This window comes from Streptomyces sp. NPDC020801 (genome assembly GCF_044334385.1).
Taxonomy (GTDB): Bacteria; Actinomycetota; Actinomycetes; order Streptomycetales; family Streptomycetaceae; genus Streptomyces.
The window spans coordinates 320,904-339,983 of record NZ_JBIRST010000008.1 but is presented as its reverse complement, the minus strand read 5'-3'; the positions used below and the strand labels follow the sequence as shown (position 1 = coordinate 339,983).

General features: G+C 71.4%; 15 protein-coding genes and 1 pseudogene. 8 read left to right on the top strand and 8 right to left on the bottom strand.

The window, feature by feature from the left end; translation table 11 throughout:
• Nucleotides 1-55: 55 nt before the first annotated feature.
• Together ACH4UM_RS19640 and ACH4UM_RS19635 are read left to right on the top strand one after the other, a co-directional pair.
• Complete coding sequence (locus tag ACH4UM_RS19640; protein ID WP_398180548.1) at nucleotides 56-469, top strand: roadblock/LC7 domain-containing protein; 414 nt, start codon at nucleotides 56-58, stop codon at nucleotides 467-469.
• 125 nt (nucleotides 470-594) lie between these two features.
• The gene (locus ACH4UM_RS19635; RefSeq protein ID WP_398180545.1) at nucleotides 595-1,617 is read left to right on the top strand and encodes a DUF6397 family protein; all 1,023 of its coding nucleotides are present in this window, start codon (nucleotides 595-597) and stop codon (nucleotides 1,615-1,617) included.
• A gap of 58 nt (nucleotides 1,618-1,675) precedes the next feature.
• On the opposite strand, the gene ACH4UM_RS19630 is transcribed toward ACH4UM_RS19635, so the two are convergent.
• Both ACH4UM_RS19630 and ACH4UM_RS19625 read right to left on the bottom strand, forming a co-directional pair.
• On the bottom strand, nucleotides 1,676-2,542 hold the full coding sequence (locus ACH4UM_RS19630; RefSeq protein ID WP_398180542.1) for an acyl-CoA thioesterase: 867 nt from the start codon (nucleotides 2,540-2,542) through the stop codon (nucleotides 1,676-1,678).
• A 19-nt stretch (nucleotides 2,543-2,561) separates the two neighbouring features.
• Nucleotides 2,562-5,075, bottom strand: coding sequence for a DEAD/DEAH box helicase (locus ACH4UM_RS19625; RefSeq protein WP_398180539.1), 2,514 nt, complete (start codon nucleotides 5,073-5,075; stop codon nucleotides 2,562-2,564).
• Between the two features lie 145 nt (nucleotides 5,076-5,220).
• Here ACH4UM_RS19625 and ACH4UM_RS19620 point away from each other — a divergent pair, with 145 nt between their 5' ends.
• Complete coding sequence (locus ACH4UM_RS19620) at nucleotides 5,221-6,015, top strand: metal-dependent hydrolase (RefSeq protein WP_398180536.1); 795 nt, start codon at nucleotides 5,221-5,223, stop codon at nucleotides 6,013-6,015.
• Between the two features lie 80 nt (nucleotides 6,016-6,095).
• On the opposite strand, the gene ACH4UM_RS19615 is transcribed toward ACH4UM_RS19620, so the two are convergent.
• From ACH4UM_RS19615 to ACH4UM_RS19600, 4 genes are all read right to left on the bottom strand, one after another.
• Complete coding sequence (locus ACH4UM_RS19615; protein ID WP_398180533.1) at nucleotides 6,096-6,371, bottom strand: type B 50S ribosomal protein L31; 276 nt, start codon at nucleotides 6,369-6,371, stop codon at nucleotides 6,096-6,098.
• A 51-nt stretch (nucleotides 6,372-6,422) separates the two neighbouring features.
• Nucleotides 6,423-6,896: a DUF5709 domain-containing protein gene (locus tag ACH4UM_RS19610; RefSeq protein ID WP_398180530.1), complete on the bottom strand. Its 474-nt coding sequence runs from the start codon at nucleotides 6,894-6,896 to the stop codon at nucleotides 6,423-6,425.
• Nucleotides 6,897-7,297: 401 nt separating this feature from the next.
• Entirely contained in the window at nucleotides 7,298-9,115 is a 1,818-nt protein-coding gene (locus ACH4UM_RS19605; RefSeq protein ID WP_398180527.1) for an ABC transporter ATP-binding protein, read from the bottom strand.
• Nucleotides 9,112-10,965, bottom strand: a complete 1,854-nt coding sequence (locus ACH4UM_RS19600) for an ABC transporter ATP-binding protein (RefSeq protein WP_398180524.1) — start codon at nucleotides 10,963-10,965, stop codon at nucleotides 9,112-9,114. Before ACH4UM_RS19600 ends, ACH4UM_RS19605 begins: the two co-directional genes overlap by 4 nt.
• 291 nt (nucleotides 10,966-11,256) lie before the next feature.
• On the opposite strand from ACH4UM_RS19600, the gene ACH4UM_RS19595 reads away from it, so the two are divergent.
• Nucleotides 11,257-12,009, top strand: a complete 753-nt coding sequence (locus tag ACH4UM_RS19595; protein ID WP_398180521.1) for a L,D-transpeptidase family protein — start codon at nucleotides 11,257-11,259, stop codon at nucleotides 12,007-12,009.
• 95 nt (nucleotides 12,010-12,104) lie between these two features.
• On the top strand, nucleotides 12,105-13,811 hold the full coding sequence (locus ACH4UM_RS19590; RefSeq protein WP_398180518.1) for a peptide-N4-asparagine amidase: 1,707 nt from the start codon (nucleotides 12,105-12,107) through the stop codon (nucleotides 13,809-13,811).
• Between the two features lie 314 nt (nucleotides 13,812-14,125).
• On the opposite strand, the gene ACH4UM_RS19585 is transcribed toward ACH4UM_RS19590, so the two are convergent.
• Nucleotides 14,126-14,581 (bottom strand): MarR family winged helix-turn-helix transcriptional regulator, encoded by a 456-nt coding sequence (locus ACH4UM_RS19585; RefSeq protein WP_398180516.1) that lies wholly within the window; start codon nucleotides 14,579-14,581, stop codon nucleotides 14,126-14,128.
• A gap of 116 nt (nucleotides 14,582-14,697) precedes the next feature.
• Between ACH4UM_RS19585 and ACH4UM_RS19580 the strand changes: the two genes are divergently transcribed.
• Both ACH4UM_RS19580 and mltG read left to right on the top strand, forming a co-directional pair.
• Complete coding sequence (locus ACH4UM_RS19580) at nucleotides 14,698-16,500, top strand: ABC transporter ATP-binding protein (RefSeq protein ID WP_398180513.1); 1,803 nt, start codon at nucleotides 14,698-14,700, stop codon at nucleotides 16,498-16,500.
• Between the two features lie 43 nt (nucleotides 16,501-16,543).
• Nucleotides 16,544-17,389, top strand: a complete 846-nt coding sequence (gene mltG / locus ACH4UM_RS19575) for an endolytic transglycosylase MltG (protein ID WP_398180510.1) — start codon at nucleotides 16,544-16,546, stop codon at nucleotides 17,387-17,389.
• 80 nt (nucleotides 17,390-17,469) lie between these two features.
• Here the strand turns inward: mltG and ACH4UM_RS19570 are convergent.
• Nucleotides 17,470-18,527: pseudogene (locus ACH4UM_RS19570) on the bottom strand (NAD(P)-binding domain-containing protein).
• Between the two features lie 57 nt (nucleotides 18,528-18,584).
• Between ACH4UM_RS19570 and ACH4UM_RS19565 the strand changes: the two are divergent.
• On the top strand, nucleotides 18,585-19,007 hold the full coding sequence (locus tag ACH4UM_RS19565; protein ID WP_398180507.1) for a secondary thiamine-phosphate synthase enzyme YjbQ: 423 nt from the start codon (nucleotides 18,585-18,587) through the stop codon (nucleotides 19,005-19,007).
• Nucleotides 19,008-19,080: the final 73 nt, after the last annotated feature.

Below are 19,080 nucleotides of genomic sequence, written 5' to 3'. Positions count from 1 at the left end.
GGCTGGCGGGAGACCCTCAGACCAAGGGGCAGACATCACACGGGGAGACCGCATCATGGCGCAGAACCAGACACTCGGCTGGCTGCTCGATGACCTGACCGAGCGGGTGGAGCACGTACGGCACGCTCTCGTGCTGTCCACCGACGGGCTGGTGACGGGGGCAAGTACGGGTCTGCGGCGCGAGGACGCGGAGCATCTGGCGGCCGTGTCGTCCGGACTGCACAGCCTCGCCAAGGGCTCGGGACGCCACTTCGGCGCGGGCAACGTGCGCCAGACGATGGTCGAGTTCGACGACGCGGTGCTGTTCGTCACGGCCGCCGGCACGGGCAGTTGCCTGTGCGTCCTCAGCGGCGCGGATGCCGACATCGGCCAGATCGCCTACGAGATGACCCTGCTTGTGAACCGAGTCGGCGAACACCTCGACGTGGACGCCCGTCATCCCGAGGGCAGCTCGGCCACGGACCTCTGACCTGCACCTTCGCGATACCCCGTGGAGTTTTCCACAGGCCCGAGCCGAGATTCCCGGCTCGGGCTACGGTTTTTCGCAGGCGAGCGCACCGGGCGCGAGCCACCCGCTCCACGGGGGAGACGAGCATGTCCGGCAACACCATCACGCACGAGGTCACGCCCACCGTCCGGCATCCCGTCGACAAACGCGCAACGCCCTGCACCCAGAGCCGGGCGGCCCGCGAACTGGGGCTGCGGCGGAGCGAGTTCGATCTGGCCGTCCACCTCGGCCACATCCGTACCCTCCCCGACGAAGGGGGCGGCGGGCGACGCGTCGCCCGCACGGAGATCGAGCGGCTGCGCGCGCAGGAGGGATTTCCGCAGGTCCTGCAGAAGCGGGTCGAGGCCGTGGGCACCAGGGGCGGCGCGGAGGTCATGGAGGTGACCGCCGCCAGGTTCACGCGGCTGGCCCGCCTGGGCCTGGTGGCACCGGTCAACTTCTACCTCAACCGCTACCGGGCCGTGGTCTGGCTGTATCTGGCCGAGGAGCTCAGGGAGTTCGCGGCCGACCCCACGAACGCCACTCTGCTCAGCCGGCCACTGCCCGAGGGCCTGCGGGGCCAGTTGGACGCGGGTGTGGATCTGCGTCCCCGTAACTGGCGCGGGCGACACCTGGGTTTCCTGCTGCGCCAGGCGGGTGACCCGTGGGAGCGGGCGGCCGCCGTGGCCTCGCTGCTCGACCCGCTCCAGATGTCGGAGATCGTCAGGGACCCCTATGAACGCGCGCGCCTGAACCGCTTCCGTCCGCAGCCGGCGACTCACGGCACACAGGACTCGCCCGCCGCCCATCTGGCCGGACGGATCATGACGGCGCAGGATCCCGACGAGATCGACTGGCTCCGTGCCGACCTGGCACGGGCCGTGGAGGAGGCGCGAACCCACCACCCCGCGCCCCGTCCGGCCCCCCGGCACACCGACCGACGTGCGGCACCGGAACAGCACACGGCCTCACGTGAACAGCGCGAGCACGTGCACGAGCCCGAGCACGCCGAGCGTCTCGCCCGGCCCAGGCGCTCCAAGCGCTCCGAACACTGCGAGCACTCCGTGCAACCGGGACCAACCCCGCAGTCGCGCGGGCTGCTGGGCCGGTTCTTCCGCACAGGCGCCTGAAGGCACGGCGGCCGCCGGTTCCCCGGACGCCTGGACCTGCCATGGAGGGCAGCCGCCGCTACACCGCGCGGAACAGCCCTTCCTGGACGACCGACACGAGCAGACGCCCCTCCATGTCGTAGATGCGCCCGCGGGCCAGACCCCGGCCTCCCGTCGCGATGGGGGACTCCTGGTCGTAGAGGAACCACTCGTCCGCACGGAACGGCCGGTGGAACCACATGGCGTGGTCCAGCGACGCCATGTCAAAGCCCCGCGGCCCCCACAGCGGCTCGATCGGCAGGCGTACGGCGTCGAGCAGGGTCATGTCACTCGCGTAGGTCAGGGCGCAGGTGTGCACGAGCGGGTCGTCGCCGAGCGGTCCGACCGCGCGCATCCACACGGCGCTGCGCGGCTCGGCCTCCTCGACCTCCTCGGTGGTCCAGCGCAGCCGGTCCACATAGCGGATGTCGAAGGGCTGGCGGCGTGCCATGCGCTCCAACTGCTCGGGAAGTGCGCCCAGATGCTCCCGGACCTCGTCCGTGACCGTCGGCAGCGACTCGGGGCCCGGCACCTTTCGGGCCGGTGGCAGCTGGTGCTCGAAGCTCCCCTGTTCAGGCTTGTGGAAGGAGGCGGTCAGATTGAAGATCGTGCGGCCCTGCTGTACGGCGGTGACCCGGCGGGTGGTGAAGGACCGTCCGTCCCGCACCCGCTCGACCTGGTACACGATCGGCACGCCCGGCCGGCCCGGGCGCAGGAAGTACGCGTGCAGCGAGTGCACCGGGCGCTCGCCGTCGGTGGTGCGGCCGGCGGCGACCAGCGCCTGGCCCGCCACCTGGCCGCCGAAGACCCGCTGCAGCGACTCCTGCGGGCTGCGGCCACGGAAGATGTTGACTTCGATCTGCTCCAGGTCGAGCAGGTCGACGAGCCTTTCGGCCGGGTTCGTCATGAGTGGGAATCTCCTGCGCTCACAGCTGACCGACGTCGGTCACACGGACGACGGCACGGCCTTCGGCGTCGGAGGCGGCGAGGTCGACCTCCGCACTGATGCCCCAGTCGTGGTCGCCGCTGGGGTCGTCGAAGATCTGCCGCACTCGCCACAGGCCGTTCTGCGGCTCTTCCTTGATCACCAGCAGCTTGGGGCCGCGGGCGTCGGGACCGGTGCCGAGGTCCTCGTACTCTTCCCAGTACTTGTCCATCGCATCGCCCCAGGCCTCGGCGTCCCATCCGGACTCGGCGTCCAACTCGCCGAGCTCCCCGACCTGGTCGAGGGCGGCGAGCTCGACGCGGCGGAACATGGCGTTGCGGACCAGGACGCGGAAGGCGCGGGCGTTGGAGGTGACCGGCTTGACCTGGTCGGCCTTCTCCTGGGCCTCCTCGGCGGTCATCTCCTCCGGGTTGGCCAGCTGCTCCCACTCGTCCAGCAGGCTGGAGTCCACCTGGCGCACCATCTCCCCGAGCCAGGCGATCAGATCCTGGAGGTCCTCGGACTTCAGATCGTCCGGAATGGTGTGCTCCAGGGCCTTGTACGCACTGGCCAGGTAGCGCAGCACGATGCCCTCGGTGCGGGCCAGCTCGTAGAAGGAGACCAACTCCGTGAAGGACATGGCCCGTTCGTACATGTCGCGGATCACGGACTTCGGCGACAGAGGATGGTCTCCGACCCAGGGATGGCTCTTGCGATAGGTGTTGTAGGCGTGGAAGAGCAATTCCTCCAGGGGCTTGGGGTAGGTGATGTCCTGGAGGCGCTCCATGCGCTCCTCGTACTCGACGCCGTCCGCCTTCATCGCGGCCACGGCCTCACCGCGCGCCTTGTTCTGCTGGGCGGCGAGGATCTGCCGCGGATCGTCCAGCGTGGACTCCACAACGGACACCATGTCCAGCGCGTAGGACGGCGACTCGGGGTCCAGCAGTTCGAACGCGGCGAGCGCGAAGGTGGACAGCGGCTGATTCAGCGCGAAGTCCTGCTGGAGATCTACGGTGAGACGGATGATACGGCCCTCGGCGTCCGGACCGTCGAGCTTCTCGACGATGCCGCCGTCCAGCAGGGAGCGGTAGATGGCGATCGCCCGCCGGATGTGCCGCAGCTGCTGCTTGCGCGGCTCGTGGTTGTCCTCCAGCAGTCGCCGCATGGCCGCGAAGGCGTTGCCGGGCCGGGCGATCACCGACAGCAGCATGGTGTGCGTCACGCGGAAACGGGACGTCAGCGGCTCCGGCTCGGAGGCGATGAGCTTGTCGAAGGTGCTGTCCGTCCAGCCGACGAAGCCCTCCGGCGCCTTCTTTCGGACCACCTTCCGGCGCTTCTTCGGGTCGTCGCCCGCTTTGGCGAGCGCCTTCTCGTTCTCGATGACGTGCTCGGGTGCCTGCGCGACGACGAAGCCCTCCGTGTCGAAGCCTGCCCGCCCGGCCCGCCCGGCGATCTGGTGGAACTCACGCGCGCGCAGGGTCCGGACGCGGCTCCCGTCGTACTTGGTGAGTGCCGTGAAAAGCACGGTCCGGATCGGCACGTTGACCCCTACACCGAGCGTGTCCGTACCACAGATCACCTTCAGCAGACCGGCCTGCGCGAGCTTCTCCACCAGTCGTCGGTACTTCGGCAGCATGCCGGCGTGGTGGACGCCGATGCCGTGCCGGACGTAGCGGGAGAGGTTGCGGCCGAACTTGGTGGTGAAGCGGAAGTTGCCGATCAGCTCGGCGATCTGCTCCTTCTCCTCACGCGAGCACATGTTGATGCTCATCAGTGCCTGGGCCCGCTCCACGGCCTGGGCCTGGGTGAAGTGCACGATGTACACCGGCGCCTGGCGCGCCTGCAGCAGGTCGGTGAGCGTCTCGGTGAGCGGGGTGCGCCGGTACTCGTAGGACAGGGGCACCGGGCGGGTGGCCGAGCGGACCACCGCGGTGGGGCGGCCGGTGCGGCGGGTGAGGTCCTTCTCGAAGAAGGAGACGTCGCCGAGGGTGGCCGACATCAGGACGAACTGCGCCTGCGGCAGTTCCAGCAGGGGGATCTGCCAGGCCCAGCCGCGGTCGGGCTCGGCGTAGAAGTGGAACTCGTCCATCACCACCTGGCCGACGTCGGCGTCCTTGCCGTCGCGCAGCGCGATCGAGGCCAGTACCTCGGCGGTGCAGCAGATGACGGGTGCGTCGGCGTTGACGGAGGCGTCGCCGGTGAGCATGCCGACGTTCTCGGTTCCGAAGAGTTTGCACAGCTCGAAGAACTTCTCCGAGACCAGTGCCTTGATCGGAGCCGTGTAGAAGGTGACCTCGTCCCGGGCCAGGGCGGCGAAGTGCGCACCGGCGGCGATCATGCTCTTGCCGGACCCGGTGGGTGTCGACACGATCACATTCGCACCGGAGACCACCTCGATCAGTGCCTCCTCCTGGTGGGGATAGAGCGTGAGACCGCGCTCCTGGGCCCACGACTCGAAGGCTTCGTAAAGGGCGTCGGGGTCGGCGGTCGGCGGCAGCTGATCGATGAGGGTCACGCCCCCATCTTGCCTGGCCCGGCCACCCGGGCGGGAATCGGCTGCCGCACCGAAGATCACGACCGCTACGCTGTGTCGCCGACGGCGCATCAGCGCACCGGGTCAACGACACAGCGGTACACGAGGAATGGGGCGGGGAACGGCCATGATGGGACCAGCACACTCACTGTCGGGCGCCGCGGCCTGGCTCGGCGTCGGGGCGGCGGCCGCTGCGGCCGGGCACCCGATGCCCTGGCCGGTCCTGTTGTGCGGCGCGCTGATCTGCGCCGGCGCCGCGCTCGCGCCGGACCTGGACCACAAGGCCGCCACCATCTCGCGCGCCTTCGGACCGTTGTCGCGCTGGGTCTGCGAGATCGTGGACAAGCTGTCCTACGCCGTCTACAAGGCGACCAGGAAGCAGGGCGACCCGCGTCGCTCCGGCGGGCACCGGACGCTGACGCACACCTGGCTGTGGGCGGTGCTGATCGGGGCCGGTTCTTCCGCAGCGGCGGTCACCGGGGGCCGATGGGCGGTGCTGGCGCTTCTCTTCGTGCACATGGTGCTGGCCATCGAGGGCCTGTTGTGGCGGGCGGCCCGGGGCTCGAGCAGCGACGTCCTGGTGTGGCTGCTGGCCGCGACCAGCGCCTGGATCCTCGCCGGCATCCTGGACAAGCCGGGCAACGGCTCGGACTGGCTGTTCACGGCGCCGGGCCAGGAGTACCTGTGGCTGGGGCTGCCGATCGTGCTGGGCGCGCTGGTGCACGACATCGGGGACGCGCTGACCGTCTCCGGCTGCCCGGTCCTGTGGCCGATACCGGTGGGCCGCAAGCGCTGGTACCCGGTCGGTCCGCCCAAGGTGATGCGGTTCCGTGCGGGCAGCTGGGTCGAGCTGAAGGTACTGATGCCGGTGTTCATGCTGCTCGGCGGAGTGGGCTGCGCGGCCGCGCTGAACTTCATCTGACGCGCCGGCGACGGCCCACTCGCCCGTGCGCCCCGCTGCCCCGTCCACGAGCCCTCGGTGAACTCTCCGCGGAGGTGGTGTCAGGAGGCCTTGTCACCCTCCGGTCCCTGTGCCGTGCCGCCGTAGCGCCGTTCGAACCGGGCGACGCGGCCCTCGGTGTCCACCGTGCGGGCCTTGCCGGTGTAGAACGGGTGGCTCTCCGAGGAGATCTCCACGTCCACCACCGGGTACGTCCGGCCGTCGTCCCACTCGATGGTCTGGTCGCTGCTCGCGGTGGACCGGGTCAAGAAGGCGTATCCGGCGGCGCGGTCCCGGAAGACGACTGGATGGTAGGCGGGATGCTTGTCCTGCTGCATGGATGCTCCTCGTCCGGCGGGAGAGGCGGTGAGCACGCGCGGGCGGCGGGTTCAGCCGAACAGGGTGTCCTCGTCCACGACGTGCATCGCGGCCTCCTCGGCGGAGGCGGCGGCGCCGTCGATGCCCACGTCGGTGGCGACCAGGGCACTCTCCTCGTCCTCGTGGGCGCCCTCGTCGGGTGCGACGAGACGGCCGGAGCGGGCCGCACCGACCTCGTTGTCCAGGAGTTCCCCGTCGCTGCCCTCGCAGTCGCCGATGCCGTCGCCGTCCGGCGCGGCCAGGTCGGGCAGCTCCTCGGCGAGGCGCTGGTCCAGGGTCTCGCCCTGCCGGCGCTCGGCCGCGGTCACACCGGTGTGCTCCACCGCCCACGGCCGCTCCGGAGGGGACCAGCCACGGTCCAGGGGATCGTCGACACCGTCGTACTCCAGCGTGTCCTCCGAGTCGAGCACTCCCGTGTCTTCCCTGACCTCGGAGTTGTCATCGGGCTGGTAGACGTCATCTCCCCATCCGTCGGCGCTGTCCACGGGTACCTCCAGGTGGTGGGGACCGGCCCGTTCTCACCGCGGCCGGCGGGAGGCCGCCGGTGCGCGGGGCACGGCTGTCACCCGGCACGAACCGGACGGTTCCCGGGCGCTCCCCGAGCCGCTGCCTCATCCCAGCCTTCCACCCCTGTTCGGCCCCGCGCAACGGCATGGCCCCGGTACCCGTCCCGAGGCCGCCCGCCACCGGCCGGCCCCTGCGGCCACCCTCGGCTTCCCACTGGTCACGCCGGGCATCCCGCCGGTCACACCGGAGCCGGCGGTCACACCGGAGGGGGGGCACCCCGGGTGCGGGCGACGGCGGACACGGGGCGGGCACCGGCCCGGACCGGCACCTCGCGCTCCGTCCCGCCGGGCGTCGTCCCCGGCGTGACGCCCCGGCCCCCTCACCCGTGCCAGGACCGCCACAGTGCCGCGTACGCACCGTCCGCAGTGACGAGCTCGTCGTGGCTGCCCAGCTCGCTGATGCGACCGTCCTCGACGACGGCGATGACGTCCGCGTCGTGGGCGGTGTGCAGCCGGTGGGCGATGGCGACCACGGTGCGGCCGTCGAGGACGCGGGCCAGGGACCGCTCCAGGTGCCGGGCCGCGCGCGGGTCGAGGAGCGAGGTCGCCTCGTCCAGGACCAGCGTGTGCGGGTCGGCCAGGACCAGACGGGCCAGTGCGATCTGCTGGGCCTGGGCCGGGGTGAGGGCGAGACCACCCGAACCGACCTCGGTGTCCAGCCCGTCGCCGAGGGCACGGGCCCAGCCATCGGCGTCGACCGCGCCCAGTGCCGCCCACAGCTCCGCGTCGACGGCTCCGGCGGAGGTCCGGACGCTCGAGCGAAGCCGGGAGTGGGGGAGCGCGAGCAGGAGGTTGTCGCGCAGGGAGCCCACGAAGACGTGGTGCTCCTGGTTGACGAGGGCCACGTGGGAGCGGACGCGTTCGGCGGGCATCCGGGACAGCTCGGCGCCGCCGAGGGTGATCCGGCCGTCCCGGGGCGCGTAGATCCCCGCGAGCAGCCGGCCCAGCGTGGACTTGCCGGCGCCCGAGGGGCCGACCAGGGCCAGCCGGGTGCCCGGCGCCACCTCCAGGGACACCTTGCGCAGCACGTCCACGCCCTCCCGGTAGCCGAAGTGCACCCGGTCGGCGTGGACGTCCCGTCCGGCGGGGGCCAGCGAGGCGTCGCCGGCGTCCGGTTCGATGTCGCGGACGCCGACCAGGCGGGCCAGCGACACCTGGGCCACCTGCAGCTCGTCGTACCAGCGCAGGATCAGGCCCACCGGGTCGACGAGCATCTGGGCGATGAGGGCACCCGTCGTCAGCTGGCCGACCCCGACCCACCCCTGCAGGACGAAGACGCCGCCGACCATCAACACGGAGGCGAGCACCGTCACATGGGTGACGTTGATGACCGGGAAGAGCACCGACCGCAGCCAGAGCGTGTAGCGCTCCCACGCCGTCCACTCCTTGATCCGGCGGTCCGACAGGGCGACGCGGCGGCCGCCGAGGCGGTGCGCCTCCACCGTCCGCCCGGCGTCGACGCTCTCGGCGAGCGCGGCGGCCACCGCCGCGTAGCCGGCGGCCTCCGAGCGGTAGGCGGACGGCGCCCGCCGGAAGTACCAGCGGCAGCCGATCACCAGCAGGGGCAGGGCGAGCAGCACGGCCGCGGCGAGCGGTGGCGCGGTGACGACCAGGCCGCCGAGCAGCAGCGCTGCCCACACGACCCCGATCGCCAGTTGGGGCACGGCCTCGCGCATCGCGTTGGCCAGCCGGTCGATGTCGGTGGTGATGCGGGAGAGCAGGTCACCGGTGCCCGCCCGTTCCAGTACGCCCGGCGGAAGACCGACCGACCGGACGAGGAAGTCCTCGCGCAGGTCGGCCAGCATCCGTTCGCCGAGCATCGCGCCGCGCAGCCGGACCTCCCGGACGAACACGGCCTGGAGGAGCAGCGCGAGGACGAACAGCATGGAAATGAGCCCCAGATGGAGCTCCCGCGCGCCGTCCGACACCCGCTCGACCAGGTCGCCCAGCAGCCAGGGGCCCACCATGGAGGCGAGCACGGAGACCGTGTTGACCGTGACGAGGAGCAGGAAGGCGCGCCGGTGCCGGCGCAGCAGCTCGGTGACATAGGCGCGTACGGTCGCGGGGGCGCCGACGGGCAGGGTGTTCGCCGTCGTCGGGGCCGCCGGGTCGTACGCCGGTGGCGCCACGCCGATCATGCGGTCTCCTCGATCTCTTCCAGCGCGCCCCGCAGGGCGGCCTCGTCGTCGGTCGGCGGACCACCGGGGGCGCCCCGCAGCGTCCCGTCGTCCTTCAGCATGTCGCTCACGGCGCGCTCCTCGTCCGTTTCCCGGGCCACCACCGACCGGTACCGGCCGTCGGTGCGCACCAGCTCGCGGTGCAGGCCCCTCGCCGCGACCGAGCCCTCGTGGACCAGGACGACGTGGTCGGCGCGGTCCAGCAGCAGCGGCGAGGAGGTGAACACCACGGTGGTGCGGCCGGACCGCAGGCTGCGTACGCCCGCCGCGATCCGTGCCTCGGTGTGGGAGTCGACGGCGGAGGTCGGTTCGTCCAGGACGAGCACCTCCGGGTCGGTGACAAGGGACCGGGCCAGGGCCAGACGCTGGCGCTGGCCACCGGAGAGGGACCGGCCGCGCTCGGTGATCCGTACGTCCATCGGGTCCCCGGCATCCAGCGACGCCTGCCCGAGCGCCTCGAGGACGTCCCCGCACTGCGCGGCCGCCAGGGCGTCCCGCGCGGTGACGTCACCCGAGGCGGGCACGTCCAGCAGCTCGCGCAGCGAACCGGACAGCAGCACCGGGTCCTTGTCCTGGACCAGGACGGCCGTGCGCGCGGAGTCGAGCGGCAGTTCGTCGAGCGGTACGCCGCCCAGCAGCACGGACCTGCCCGGTTCGGCGGCGTGTCCGCCGAGCCGTTCCGCCAGGCGGCCCGCCGCGTCCGGATCGCCGCACACCACGGCGGTAAGGCGCCCGGCGGGTGCTCGCAGTCCGGTTGCCGGGTCGTGCAGGTCGCCGGCCGGGGTGTCGGCCGCCAGAGTCCCCGCGATGTCCGTCGTGCGCTCCAGCGACAGCACCCGCGCGGCCCGTCTGGCCGACGGGCGGGAGAAGGAGTACGCCATGGCGATCTCCTCGAAGTGCCGCAGGGGATAGGTGAGGACCATGACGGAGCTGTAGACGGTGACGAGTTCACCCACGGTGATCCGTCCCTCGCGGGCCAGGTGGACGCCGTACCAGACGACCGCGATCAGCAGCAGGCCCGGCAGCAGGACCTGGATCGCGGAGATCAGGGACCACATCCGGGCGCTGCGGACGGCCGCGTGCCGTACTTCCTGGGAGGCGCGGCGGTAGCGGTCGAGGAACAGTTCCTCGCCGCCGATGCCACGCAGCACCCGCAGTCCGGCGACCGTGTCGGAGGCCAGTTCCGTGGCGCGCCCCGCCTTGTCGCGCTGCAGGTCGGCGCGCCGGGTCGCGTGGGGCAGCAGCGGGAGCACCGCGAGCGCCAGCGCGGGCAGTCCGACGGCGACGATCACGCCGAGCGCCGGCTGGTAGAGGAGCAGGGCGACGCAGACCAGCACGATGGTGAGGGCCGCCGCGGTGAACCGGGACACGGCCTCCACGAGCCAGCCGATCTTCTCGACGTCACCGGTGGAGACGGCCACGACCTCGCCGGCGGCGACCCGCCGGGTCAGGGCCGGGCCCAGCTGGGCGGCCTTGCGCGCGAGCAGCTGCTGGACACGGGCGGCCGCGGTGATCCAGTTGGTGACCGCGGCGCGGTGCAGGAAGGTGTCGCCGAGCGCGTTGCCGGCGCAGACCAGCGCCAGCAGGCCGCCCGCCGTGGCCAGCCGCGCGCCGGAGCGTTCGACGACTGCCTGGACGGCGAGCCCGACGCAGAACGGCAGGGCGGAGACCGAGGCGAAGTGCAACAGTCCCCAGGCCAGTGCTCTCATCTGCCCGCCCAGCTGGTTCCGCCCCAGCCACCACAGGAATCGGGGACCCGAGCGTGCGTCAGGCACACCCGGGTCGGGATACGGAAGGTCGTGAATCTGCATGACGTCCCAGTGGCTCCGGTCAGGGGGCGGAAGAACCCGCGAAGGGCGGCAACAAGCCGTGACAGGTTCGCGTCGCAGCGTGGTCGAAAGCAAGCGGTTTTCCGCTCCGGGGAACGGCCTTGGCCGCTTCCCGTCCCCGCCGGGAGGAGCGCCGGGCGGCGCGGTCGCGGGCGCTCCCGAGTGTCGGGCCCTGTGCCTCGGGTGTGACACATGCTCCAAAAAGAGTGGGATAAGGCTATTTGGACCAATCTCAAGTAGATCGTATCGATTCTGCTGGCCACCATGGAGGACATGCGAAGAGGCTGTGGTAAGCGTGCGATGGCCGCGGCGGCGGCCTGCGGTTTCCTGGTGACGGTTCTGGCCGCGTGTGGCGGCGGTCCACGGACGGAGGTGCACCGCGGCGAGGTGCCCAGACCCGGCGGTCCTTCGGGGACCGCCCCTCCCGGCTCATCGGTGGCGCCACCTCGCGTCCCGGGTGTGGGAGAACGGCTGTGGCGGCGGGTCCCCGCCGGCACCCGCCAGGTCGTGGCGGTCTACGGCGAGCACAAGGACTCCCCGGACTCCACGCTCGTGCTGTACGAGAGGCGCGGTGCCACCTGGCAGCGAACGGCCGCCTGGCCGGCGCACAACGGGAAGCAGGGCTGGAGCACCGACCATCGGGAGGGGGACGAGCGCAGCCCCGTCGGGGTGTTCACGCTCTCCGACGCCGGCGGCCTCCTCGACGACCCGGGCGCCAGGCTCCCCTACACCCAGGACGACGAGGCCTTCGCCTCCCCCTACTACTGGGACGAGGCGCACTGGCACGACTTCGACTACGTGATCGCCATCGACTACAACCGCCTGAGGGGTACCCGGCCGGACGACCCGACCCGTCCTCAGGGTCAGGGCAAGGGCGGCGGGATCTGGCTGCATCTGGACCACGGCGACGGGACGTTGGGCTGCGTGAGCGTTCCCGGGTCCGCCATGGAGTATCTGCTGCGCAGGCTCGATCCGAAGGCCAACCCCGTCGTCGTGATGGGGGACAAGGTCAACTTGCAGGCGTAGCCTCCGGATCCCCCCCCGGGGGGCGTGGCTGATCGTGGGGCTGCCGCCCTGAGTGCTCATTGCGTCGGCGGCCAACTCCCCGTAGAACACGGCTCATGACAAGTCGGATAGTCATGTCCATGCTCGCGGGGGTCTCCCTCCTGGCGAGCACCCTCCTCGGCGCGGCCCCGGCCCGGTCCGCCGACGCCTTCGCCCGGTCCACCGTTCCATCCGCCGTTCCATCCGTCGTTCCATCCACCGACCGCGCCGACCGCGCCGACCGGGGCGTCGACGTACCCCCTGAGTTCGGTACCGACTGGCACGACCCGATCACCGCCGCCCCGTCCCCGGCCAGGCCCGGTGGCAAAGCGTGCCGGATCACCCTGGCCGAGGCGCAGTTCCGCGACTTCACCCCCTACCGGAGCACCTACACGCCGCCCGCGGAGTGCGGCGACCGCTGGAGCAAGGTCGTGCTGCGGCTGGACGGCAAGGTCAAAGGGCGGCAGTACGACCGGCTCGGATATCTGCGCGTCGGCGGGGTCGAGGTCCTGCGCACATCGACCCCGGAGCCCTCGCCCGACGGTATCGCCTGGTCGGTCGAGAAGGACGTCACGCGCTACAGCGACACCTTCCGCCGCGGCCAGGACGTCGAGATGCTCATCGGCAACGTCGTCGACGACACGTACACGGGAGTCATCGACGTCAAGGTCACCCTCACCTTCTACGCCGCCGGCCGGCACACCCGGCCCGACCCGGCGCCGCCCGACCGGGTGCTCACCCTCGCCGACGGTCCCGACGGCACGACGCTGACCACCCCGCGCAACAGCGAACGCATCGTCGCCGAGGTGTACGCCACCGGATCCGGCGGCGGCTGCGAGGAGTTCTGGTACCTGACGGTTCCGGCGCAGGCGCCGTACTCCTGCCCGGCGGACCACGGGCCCTACCGCGAGGTCCAGATCAAGGTGGACGGGCAACTTGCCGGAATCGCCGCGCCGTTCCCGACCGTGTGGACGGGCGGCTGGTCCAACCCCTTTCTCTGGTACGTCGTCCCCGGACCGCGCGCCTTCGACGTCAAGCCGGTCGAATACGACCTGACGCCCTTCGCCGGCCTCCTCGACGACGGCCGTCCGCACCGCGTCGGGGTTTCCGTCGCCGGGGTGCCGCAGGGGCAGACCGGCTGGAGCACGCCGGTGAACGTGCTGGTGTGGCAGGACGCCGGAAGTGCTCACGTCACGGGTGAACTGACCGCCGACCAGGCGGGCGGCCTCGCCAACTCCTCTGTCTACACACCCGGTTCGACGCGCCGCGTGGACACCGAGGCCGGCCACCGGCTGACCGTCTCCGGATACCTCGACACCTCCCACGGCCGGGTCACCACCACCGTCACGCGGACCCTCGGCCATACCTCCACCCACCGCTGGACCGACGGCGAGAACACCGACGGGCTGGACGCCATCTGGACCGACGATCAGTCCGTCACCGTCACCTGCCACGGCGGACCGGCCGGCACGACGCGCACCCTGCGGACGTACACCATGGACGGCGCCACGACCATCGCCGCCGACGGCCGGCTGCGCACCGTCCTGAGCATGGGCGACCGGGCCGCGTTCACCGAGACGCGACGAGGCCGCCGCCCCGCCTGGACCCGCCTGGACGACACCTACTCGGGCGACGCCGCCTACACGCTCAACGTGCCGCGCGACCAGCGGCACGCGGTCGGCACCACGAGCGAGCGCTACCGGCTGTACGGCTCGAACGGGTGCTACGACCGGGCGCTGACCACGAAGCAGGGCGTGCTCACGGAGGACCGCAAGCGCTGCTGAACCGGTCGTCGCCCGACGCACCACTCGCCGAGGCCGAGGCGGAGGCGGAGGCGAGAGAGACGGAAACCGAGTCGGAAACCGGGGCCGAGGCCGAGACGGAAACCGAGGTCGAGACCGAGGTTGAGGCCGTGACCTCAGACGGCCGTGGCCGTGGCCACGGCCAGCGGTCTTCCGGTCTCACCCCGGTCTTCGGGTGTCACCCCGGTCTTCCGGTCTCACCTCGGTCTTCGGGTGTCACCTCGGTCTTCCGGTCTCCCCCGCCCGTCCGGCAGCCTCCGTCATCGCCCGCGCGGTCATCGCCCGTGCGGGGCCCCTCAGCAGTTGTGCCCCTGGGTCGGCACGGCGCCCACCAGTGTGTCCAGCAGGCCGCCGAGAGCCTCGCGCTGGGCGCCGGTCAGGGGTGCCAGGATCTCCTTCGCGGCGGCCCTGCGCGCGCCGCGGAGCTCACTCAGGGCGGTGCGTCCGTCGTCGGTCAGTTCGATCCGGATCACCCGGCGGTTGGTCGGGTCGGGGACCCGGCGGACCTTGCCGCCGGCCTCCAGCCCGTCCACCAGCGTGGTCACTGCCCGGGGCACGACCTCCAGGGACTGGGCGAGGTCCGCCATGCGGGGCGGGTCGCCGAAGTGCGCCAGGGTGCGCAGCAGCCGGGACTGGGCCGGCGTGATACCCAGGGCGCGCTCCTCCAGGTGGCGCTTCTGGATGCGGTGCACCCGGCGCGTGAGCCGCAGCAGTTGCTCGGCGAGGAGGCCGTCGGGGTCGGGGGTGGTCATGCGGGAACAATATCAGGATGCCGTTCATTGTGAGTATAGGTAACAATGAGCTAGCATCCGTGAGTCACCGCCGGCCGCGTCCTCGCGCCGGCGCCCGCCCATTCCCGTAGGAGCCCATGCACCCCGATCGTCAGCCCTCCTGGACCCCGCCTGCCGATGCGAAGGAACAGCCCCGGCAGGTGCGCCGCATCCTGAAACTTTTCCGCCCCTACCGGGGCCGTCTCGCTGTCGTCGGCCTGCTGGTCGGCGCCGCCTCCCTGGTCTCCGTCGCCACGCCCTTCCTGCTGAAGGAGACCCTCGACGTCGCGATCCCGCAGGGTCGCACCGGCCTGCTGAGCCTGCTCGCCGCGGGCATGATCCTCAGTGCCGTCCTCACCAGCGTTTTCGGTGTCCTGCAGACCCTGATCTCCACGACGGTCGGCCAGCGCGTCATGCACGACCTGCGCACCGCCGTCTACGGGCGCCTGCAGCGCATGTCGCTCGCCTTCTTCACCCGCACCCGCACCGGCGAGGTGCAGTCACGCATCGCCAACGACATCGGCGGCATGCAGGCCACCGTCACCTCCACGGCCACCTCACTGGTCTCCAACCTCACCAGTGTGGTCGCCACCATCGTCGCGATGGTCGCCCTCGACTGGCGGCTGACCGTCGTCTCGCTCCTGCTGCTCCCGGTGTTCGTGTGGATCAGCCGCCGTGTCGGCAACGAGCGCAAGAAGATCACCACCCAGCGGCAGAAGCAGATGGCCGCCATGGCCGCCACGGTCACCGAGTCGCTCTCGGTCAGCGGCATCCTGCTCGGCCGTACGATGGGCCGCTCGGACTCCCTGACCGCCTCCTTCGCCGACGAGTCCGAACGTCTGGTCGATCTCGAGGTGAGGTCGAACATGGCTGGGCGCTGGCGCATGGCCGTCATCACCATCGTCATGGCCGCCATGCCGGCCGTCATCTACTGGACCGCGGGCGTCGCACTCCAGTTCGGTGGCCCGAAGGTCTCCATCGGCACGATCGTCGCCTTCGTCTCGCTGCAGCAGGGCCTGTTCCGCCCGACCGTCAGCCTGCTGTCGACCGGCGTGCAGATCCAGACCTCGCTCGCGCTCTTCCAGCGCATCTTCGAGTATCTGGACCTGCCGATCGACATCACCGAGCGCGAGAGGCCGGTCCACCTCGACCGCGTCAAGGGCGAGGTCCGCTTCGAGGACGTCGCCTTCCACTACGACGGCAAGAGCGGCCCCATCCTCGACGGCATCGACGTCGCCGTCCCCGCGGGCAGCAGCCTCGCGATCGTCGGCCCCACCGGCGCCGGCAAGTCCACACTCGGCTACCTCGTGCCCCGGCTGTACGACGTGACGGGCGGCCGCGTCACGCTCGACGGGGTCGATGTGCGCGACCTCGACTTCGACACCCTCGCCCGCGCGGTGGGCGTCGTGTCCCAGGAGACGTACCTCTTCCACGCCTCGGTCGCCGAGAACCTGCGCTTCGCCAAGCCGGACGCCACCGACGAGGAACTGCGGGCGGCGGCGAAGGCGGCGCAGATACACGACCACATCGCCGCCCTGCCCGATGGATACGACACGGTCGTAGGCGAGCGCGGCCACCGGTTCTCCGGCGGCGAGAAGCAGCGTTTGGCCATCGCCCGCACCATCCTGCGCGACCCGCCGGTCCTCATCCTCGACGAGGCCACCAGTGCCCTGGACACCCGTACGGAGGCCGCCGTCCAGGAGGCCATCGACGCCCTGTCCGCCAACCGGACGACCCTCACCATCGCGCACCGCCTGTCCACAGTCCGCGGTGCGGACCAGATCGTGGTCCTGGACTCCGGGCGGGTGGCCGAACGCGGCACGCACCAGGAACTGCTGGAACTCGACGGACGCTATGCGGCGCTGGTCCGCCGGGACGCGCAACTGGAACCGACAAGCTGACGATATGCCGGGTTTGTGATGCTGTGCGGGTTACCGTGCCCGCATGCAGACGAACACTCCGTCACGGAGCTCGATCCGGCTCACGCGCCGGGGCCGGCTGGCCCTGGTCGTGTCCGGGGCCGTGCTGGCCGGCACCGCCGTGGCGGTGCCGATGCTGACCGTCAAACACCACGGCCCCTCCCGCCCCCGCACCCTGGTGATCCCCGAGGGCTGGCGGGCCGGCCAGGTGTACGCCGCCGTCGACAAGGTCCTCGCCCTGCCCGCCGGCACCACCCGGCAGACGGTGGCCAAGGCCGACCTGAAACTGCCGAACGCGGCCGAGGGCAACCCGGAGGGCTACCTCTTCCCGGCGACGTACCCGGTCCACGACAAGGCCACCCCGAAGTCGCTGCTCTCCCTCATGGTGGAAACCGCGAACAAGAGGTTCGACGGGCCGCCGATCGCCGCGGGCGCTCAGCGCAACTCCATGAACCTCTATCAGGCGGTCACCATCGCCAGCATCGTCCAGGCCGAGGCCGCCTCGAAGGCCGACATGGGGAAGGTGGCCCGGGTCGTCTTCAACCGGCTGGAGCGGGGCATGCCGCTGCAGATGGACTCCACTCTCAACTACGCCCTCAACCGCTCCACCCTCCGCACCACCGCGAACGACACGCGCGTGGACAGCCCGTACAACTCCTACCAGCGCATGGGACTGCCGCCGACACCCATCGGCAACCCCGGCGAGGACGCGATGCGCGCCGCGATCAACCCGCCCCCCGGTGACTGGCTGTACTTCGTCACCGTCAAGCCGGGCGACACGCGCTTCACCTCCGACTACGCCCAGCATCAGCGCAACGTCACCGAGTTCGAGGCCCGGTTGAAAAGCCGCAGCCCACAGCCGACGAAATGAGCGCATGACGGGTGAGTCAGGCGGCGACCTACGACGGCTCAGCAGGCAGCCGCCGAAATCGGGCGGCGACGGACGACGGCTCAGCAGGCAGCCGCCGGACGTCCCGGACGGACGGCGGCGTGCCCGGCGCGGTTGGCGCCGACGGTGCTCGCCGAGGGGCCGTAGCCGACCAGATGGACACGGGGATCGGCGACCGCCCGCGTCCCGTCGACGCGTATGCCGCCGCCCGGCTCGCGCAGCCTCATCGGCGCCAGATGGCCCAGCGCGGCCCGGAACCCGGTCGCCCAGAGGATGACGTCGGCCCGCACGCGCCGCCCGTCGTGCCAGGCCACACCGTCCGGGGTGACCCGGTCGAACATGGGCCGCCGGTCCAGGGTCCCGTCCCGCAGACCCTGCCGGACGGTGTCGTTCAGGGGCAGACCGGTGGCGGAGACGACACCGCGGGGCGGCATCCCCGGCCGCCCCCGATCCTCGACCAGCGCCACCGCGGCCCGGCCGGCGTCCTCGTCGAACGGCCCCGCACGGAAGACCGGCGGCCGCCGGGTCACCCAGGTGGTGGCGGCACAGGGCGCGAGTTCCAGCAGGTGCTGGATGCCCGACGCGCCCCCGCCGACCACGACCACCCGCTGCCCCGTGAACTCCTCGTGTCCCGGGTACTGGGCGGTGTGCAACTGCCGCCCGCCGAAGGTCTCCTGGCCCGGATACCGCGGCCAGAAGGGCCGGTCCCAGGTGCCCGTGGCGTTGATCAGCGCCCGTGTCGCCCAGAGACCGTCCGAGGTCCCCACCAGCAGCCGCCCGGCGGAACCCTCGCGCACCCCCGTCACGTGCACCGGCCGGCGTACCCGCAGGTCGAAGGTGCACTCGCAGGCGGCGAAGTACTCGCCGATGACGTCCGAGGAGGGCCGCCCGGGATCGGCGTCCGTCAGCTCCATTCCCGGCAGCGCGTGCATCCCGTGCACCCTGCCGTACGTCAGCGACGGCCACCGGAACCGCCAGGCGCCGCCGGGGCCGGGGGAGTGGTCGAGCACGACGAAGTCGCGGTCCGGCTCGAACCCGGTGGGCCGCAGGTGGTAGGCGCTCGACAGACCGGCCTGGCCGGGCCCACGACGACCACCTCGACCTCGCGTGTGCTCTTCACGCCCCTGCCGACCGCGGGGCGGTCCGGGCACTTCCCGGGATCGAGGAGGATGGGGGCATGTCACATGCCTTCACCACCCGAGTGCTGAACGTGGCCTCCGGCTCCCGGGAGTCGGTCGTCGACCTCACCCGTGACTGCGAGTCCTTCCTGCGGGAGACCTCCCACGGCCGTGACGGCTTGCTGAACGTGTTCGTGCCGCACGCGACCGCCGGAATCGCGATCATCGAGACGGGTGCCGGCAGCGAAGACGACCTCCTCGCCGCTCTGCACACCCTGTTGCCCGCCGACGACCGCTGGCAGCACCGTCACGGCAGCCCCGGCCACGGCCGAGACCACGTCCTGCCCGCCATCGTCCCGCCGCACGCGACCCTCCCGGTCATCGGCGGGCAGCTGGAGCTGGGCACCTGGCAGTCGGTGTGCCTGGTGGACACCAACACGGACAACACAGACCGTCGGGTCCGGTTGAGCTTCCTGTCGTGACTGCGTTCCGAGGAGCAATCTGTTGTTCCGGCGAGCGATCCGCCGGCGAAGCCGTCGTGGACTTGGAGGCCGT

Coding starts and splice junctions, on each gene's coding strand:
- ACH4UM_RS19590 (WP_398180518.1), top strand. CDS start 12,105: ATGACAAGTCGGATAGTCATGTCCATGCTCGCGGGGGTCTCCCTCCTG.
- mltG (WP_398180510.1), top strand. CDS start 16,544: ATGCAGACGAACACTCCGTCACGGAGCTCGATCCGGCTCACGCGCCGG.
- ACH4UM_RS19605 (WP_398180527.1), bottom strand. CDS start 9,115: ATGATCGGCGTGGCGCCACCGGCGTACGACCCGGCGGCCCCGACGACG.
- ACH4UM_RS19600 (WP_398180524.1), bottom strand. CDS start 10,965: ATGCAGATTCACGACCTTCCGTATCCCGACCCGGGTGTGCCTGACGCA.
- ACH4UM_RS19585 (WP_398180516.1), bottom strand. CDS start 14,581: ATGACCACCCCCGACCCCGACGGCCTCCTCGCCGAGCAACTGCTGCGG.
- ACH4UM_RS19580 (WP_398180513.1), top strand. CDS start 14,698: ATGCACCCCGATCGTCAGCCCTCCTGGACCCCGCCTGCCGATGCGAAG.
- ACH4UM_RS19640 (WP_398180548.1), top strand. CDS start 56: ATGGCGCAGAACCAGACACTCGGCTGGCTGCTCGATGACCTGACCGAG.
- ACH4UM_RS19615 (WP_398180533.1), bottom strand. CDS start 6,371: ATGCAGCAGGACAAGCATCCCGCCTACCATCCAGTCGTCTTCCGGGAC.
- ACH4UM_RS19620 (WP_398180536.1), top strand. CDS start 5,221: ATGATGGGACCAGCACACTCACTGTCGGGCGCCGCGGCCTGGCTCGGC.
- ACH4UM_RS19635 (WP_398180545.1), top strand. CDS start 595: ATGTCCGGCAACACCATCACGCACGAGGTCACGCCCACCGTCCGGCAT.
- ACH4UM_RS19595 (WP_398180521.1), top strand. CDS start 11,257: ATGCGAAGAGGCTGTGGTAAGCGTGCGATGGCCGCGGCGGCGGCCTGC.
- ACH4UM_RS19630 (WP_398180542.1), bottom strand. CDS start 2,542: ATGACGAACCCGGCCGAAAGGCTCGTCGACCTGCTCGACCTGGAGCAG.
- ACH4UM_RS19565 (WP_398180507.1), top strand. CDS start 18,585: ATGTCACATGCCTTCACCACCCGAGTGCTGAACGTGGCCTCCGGCTCC.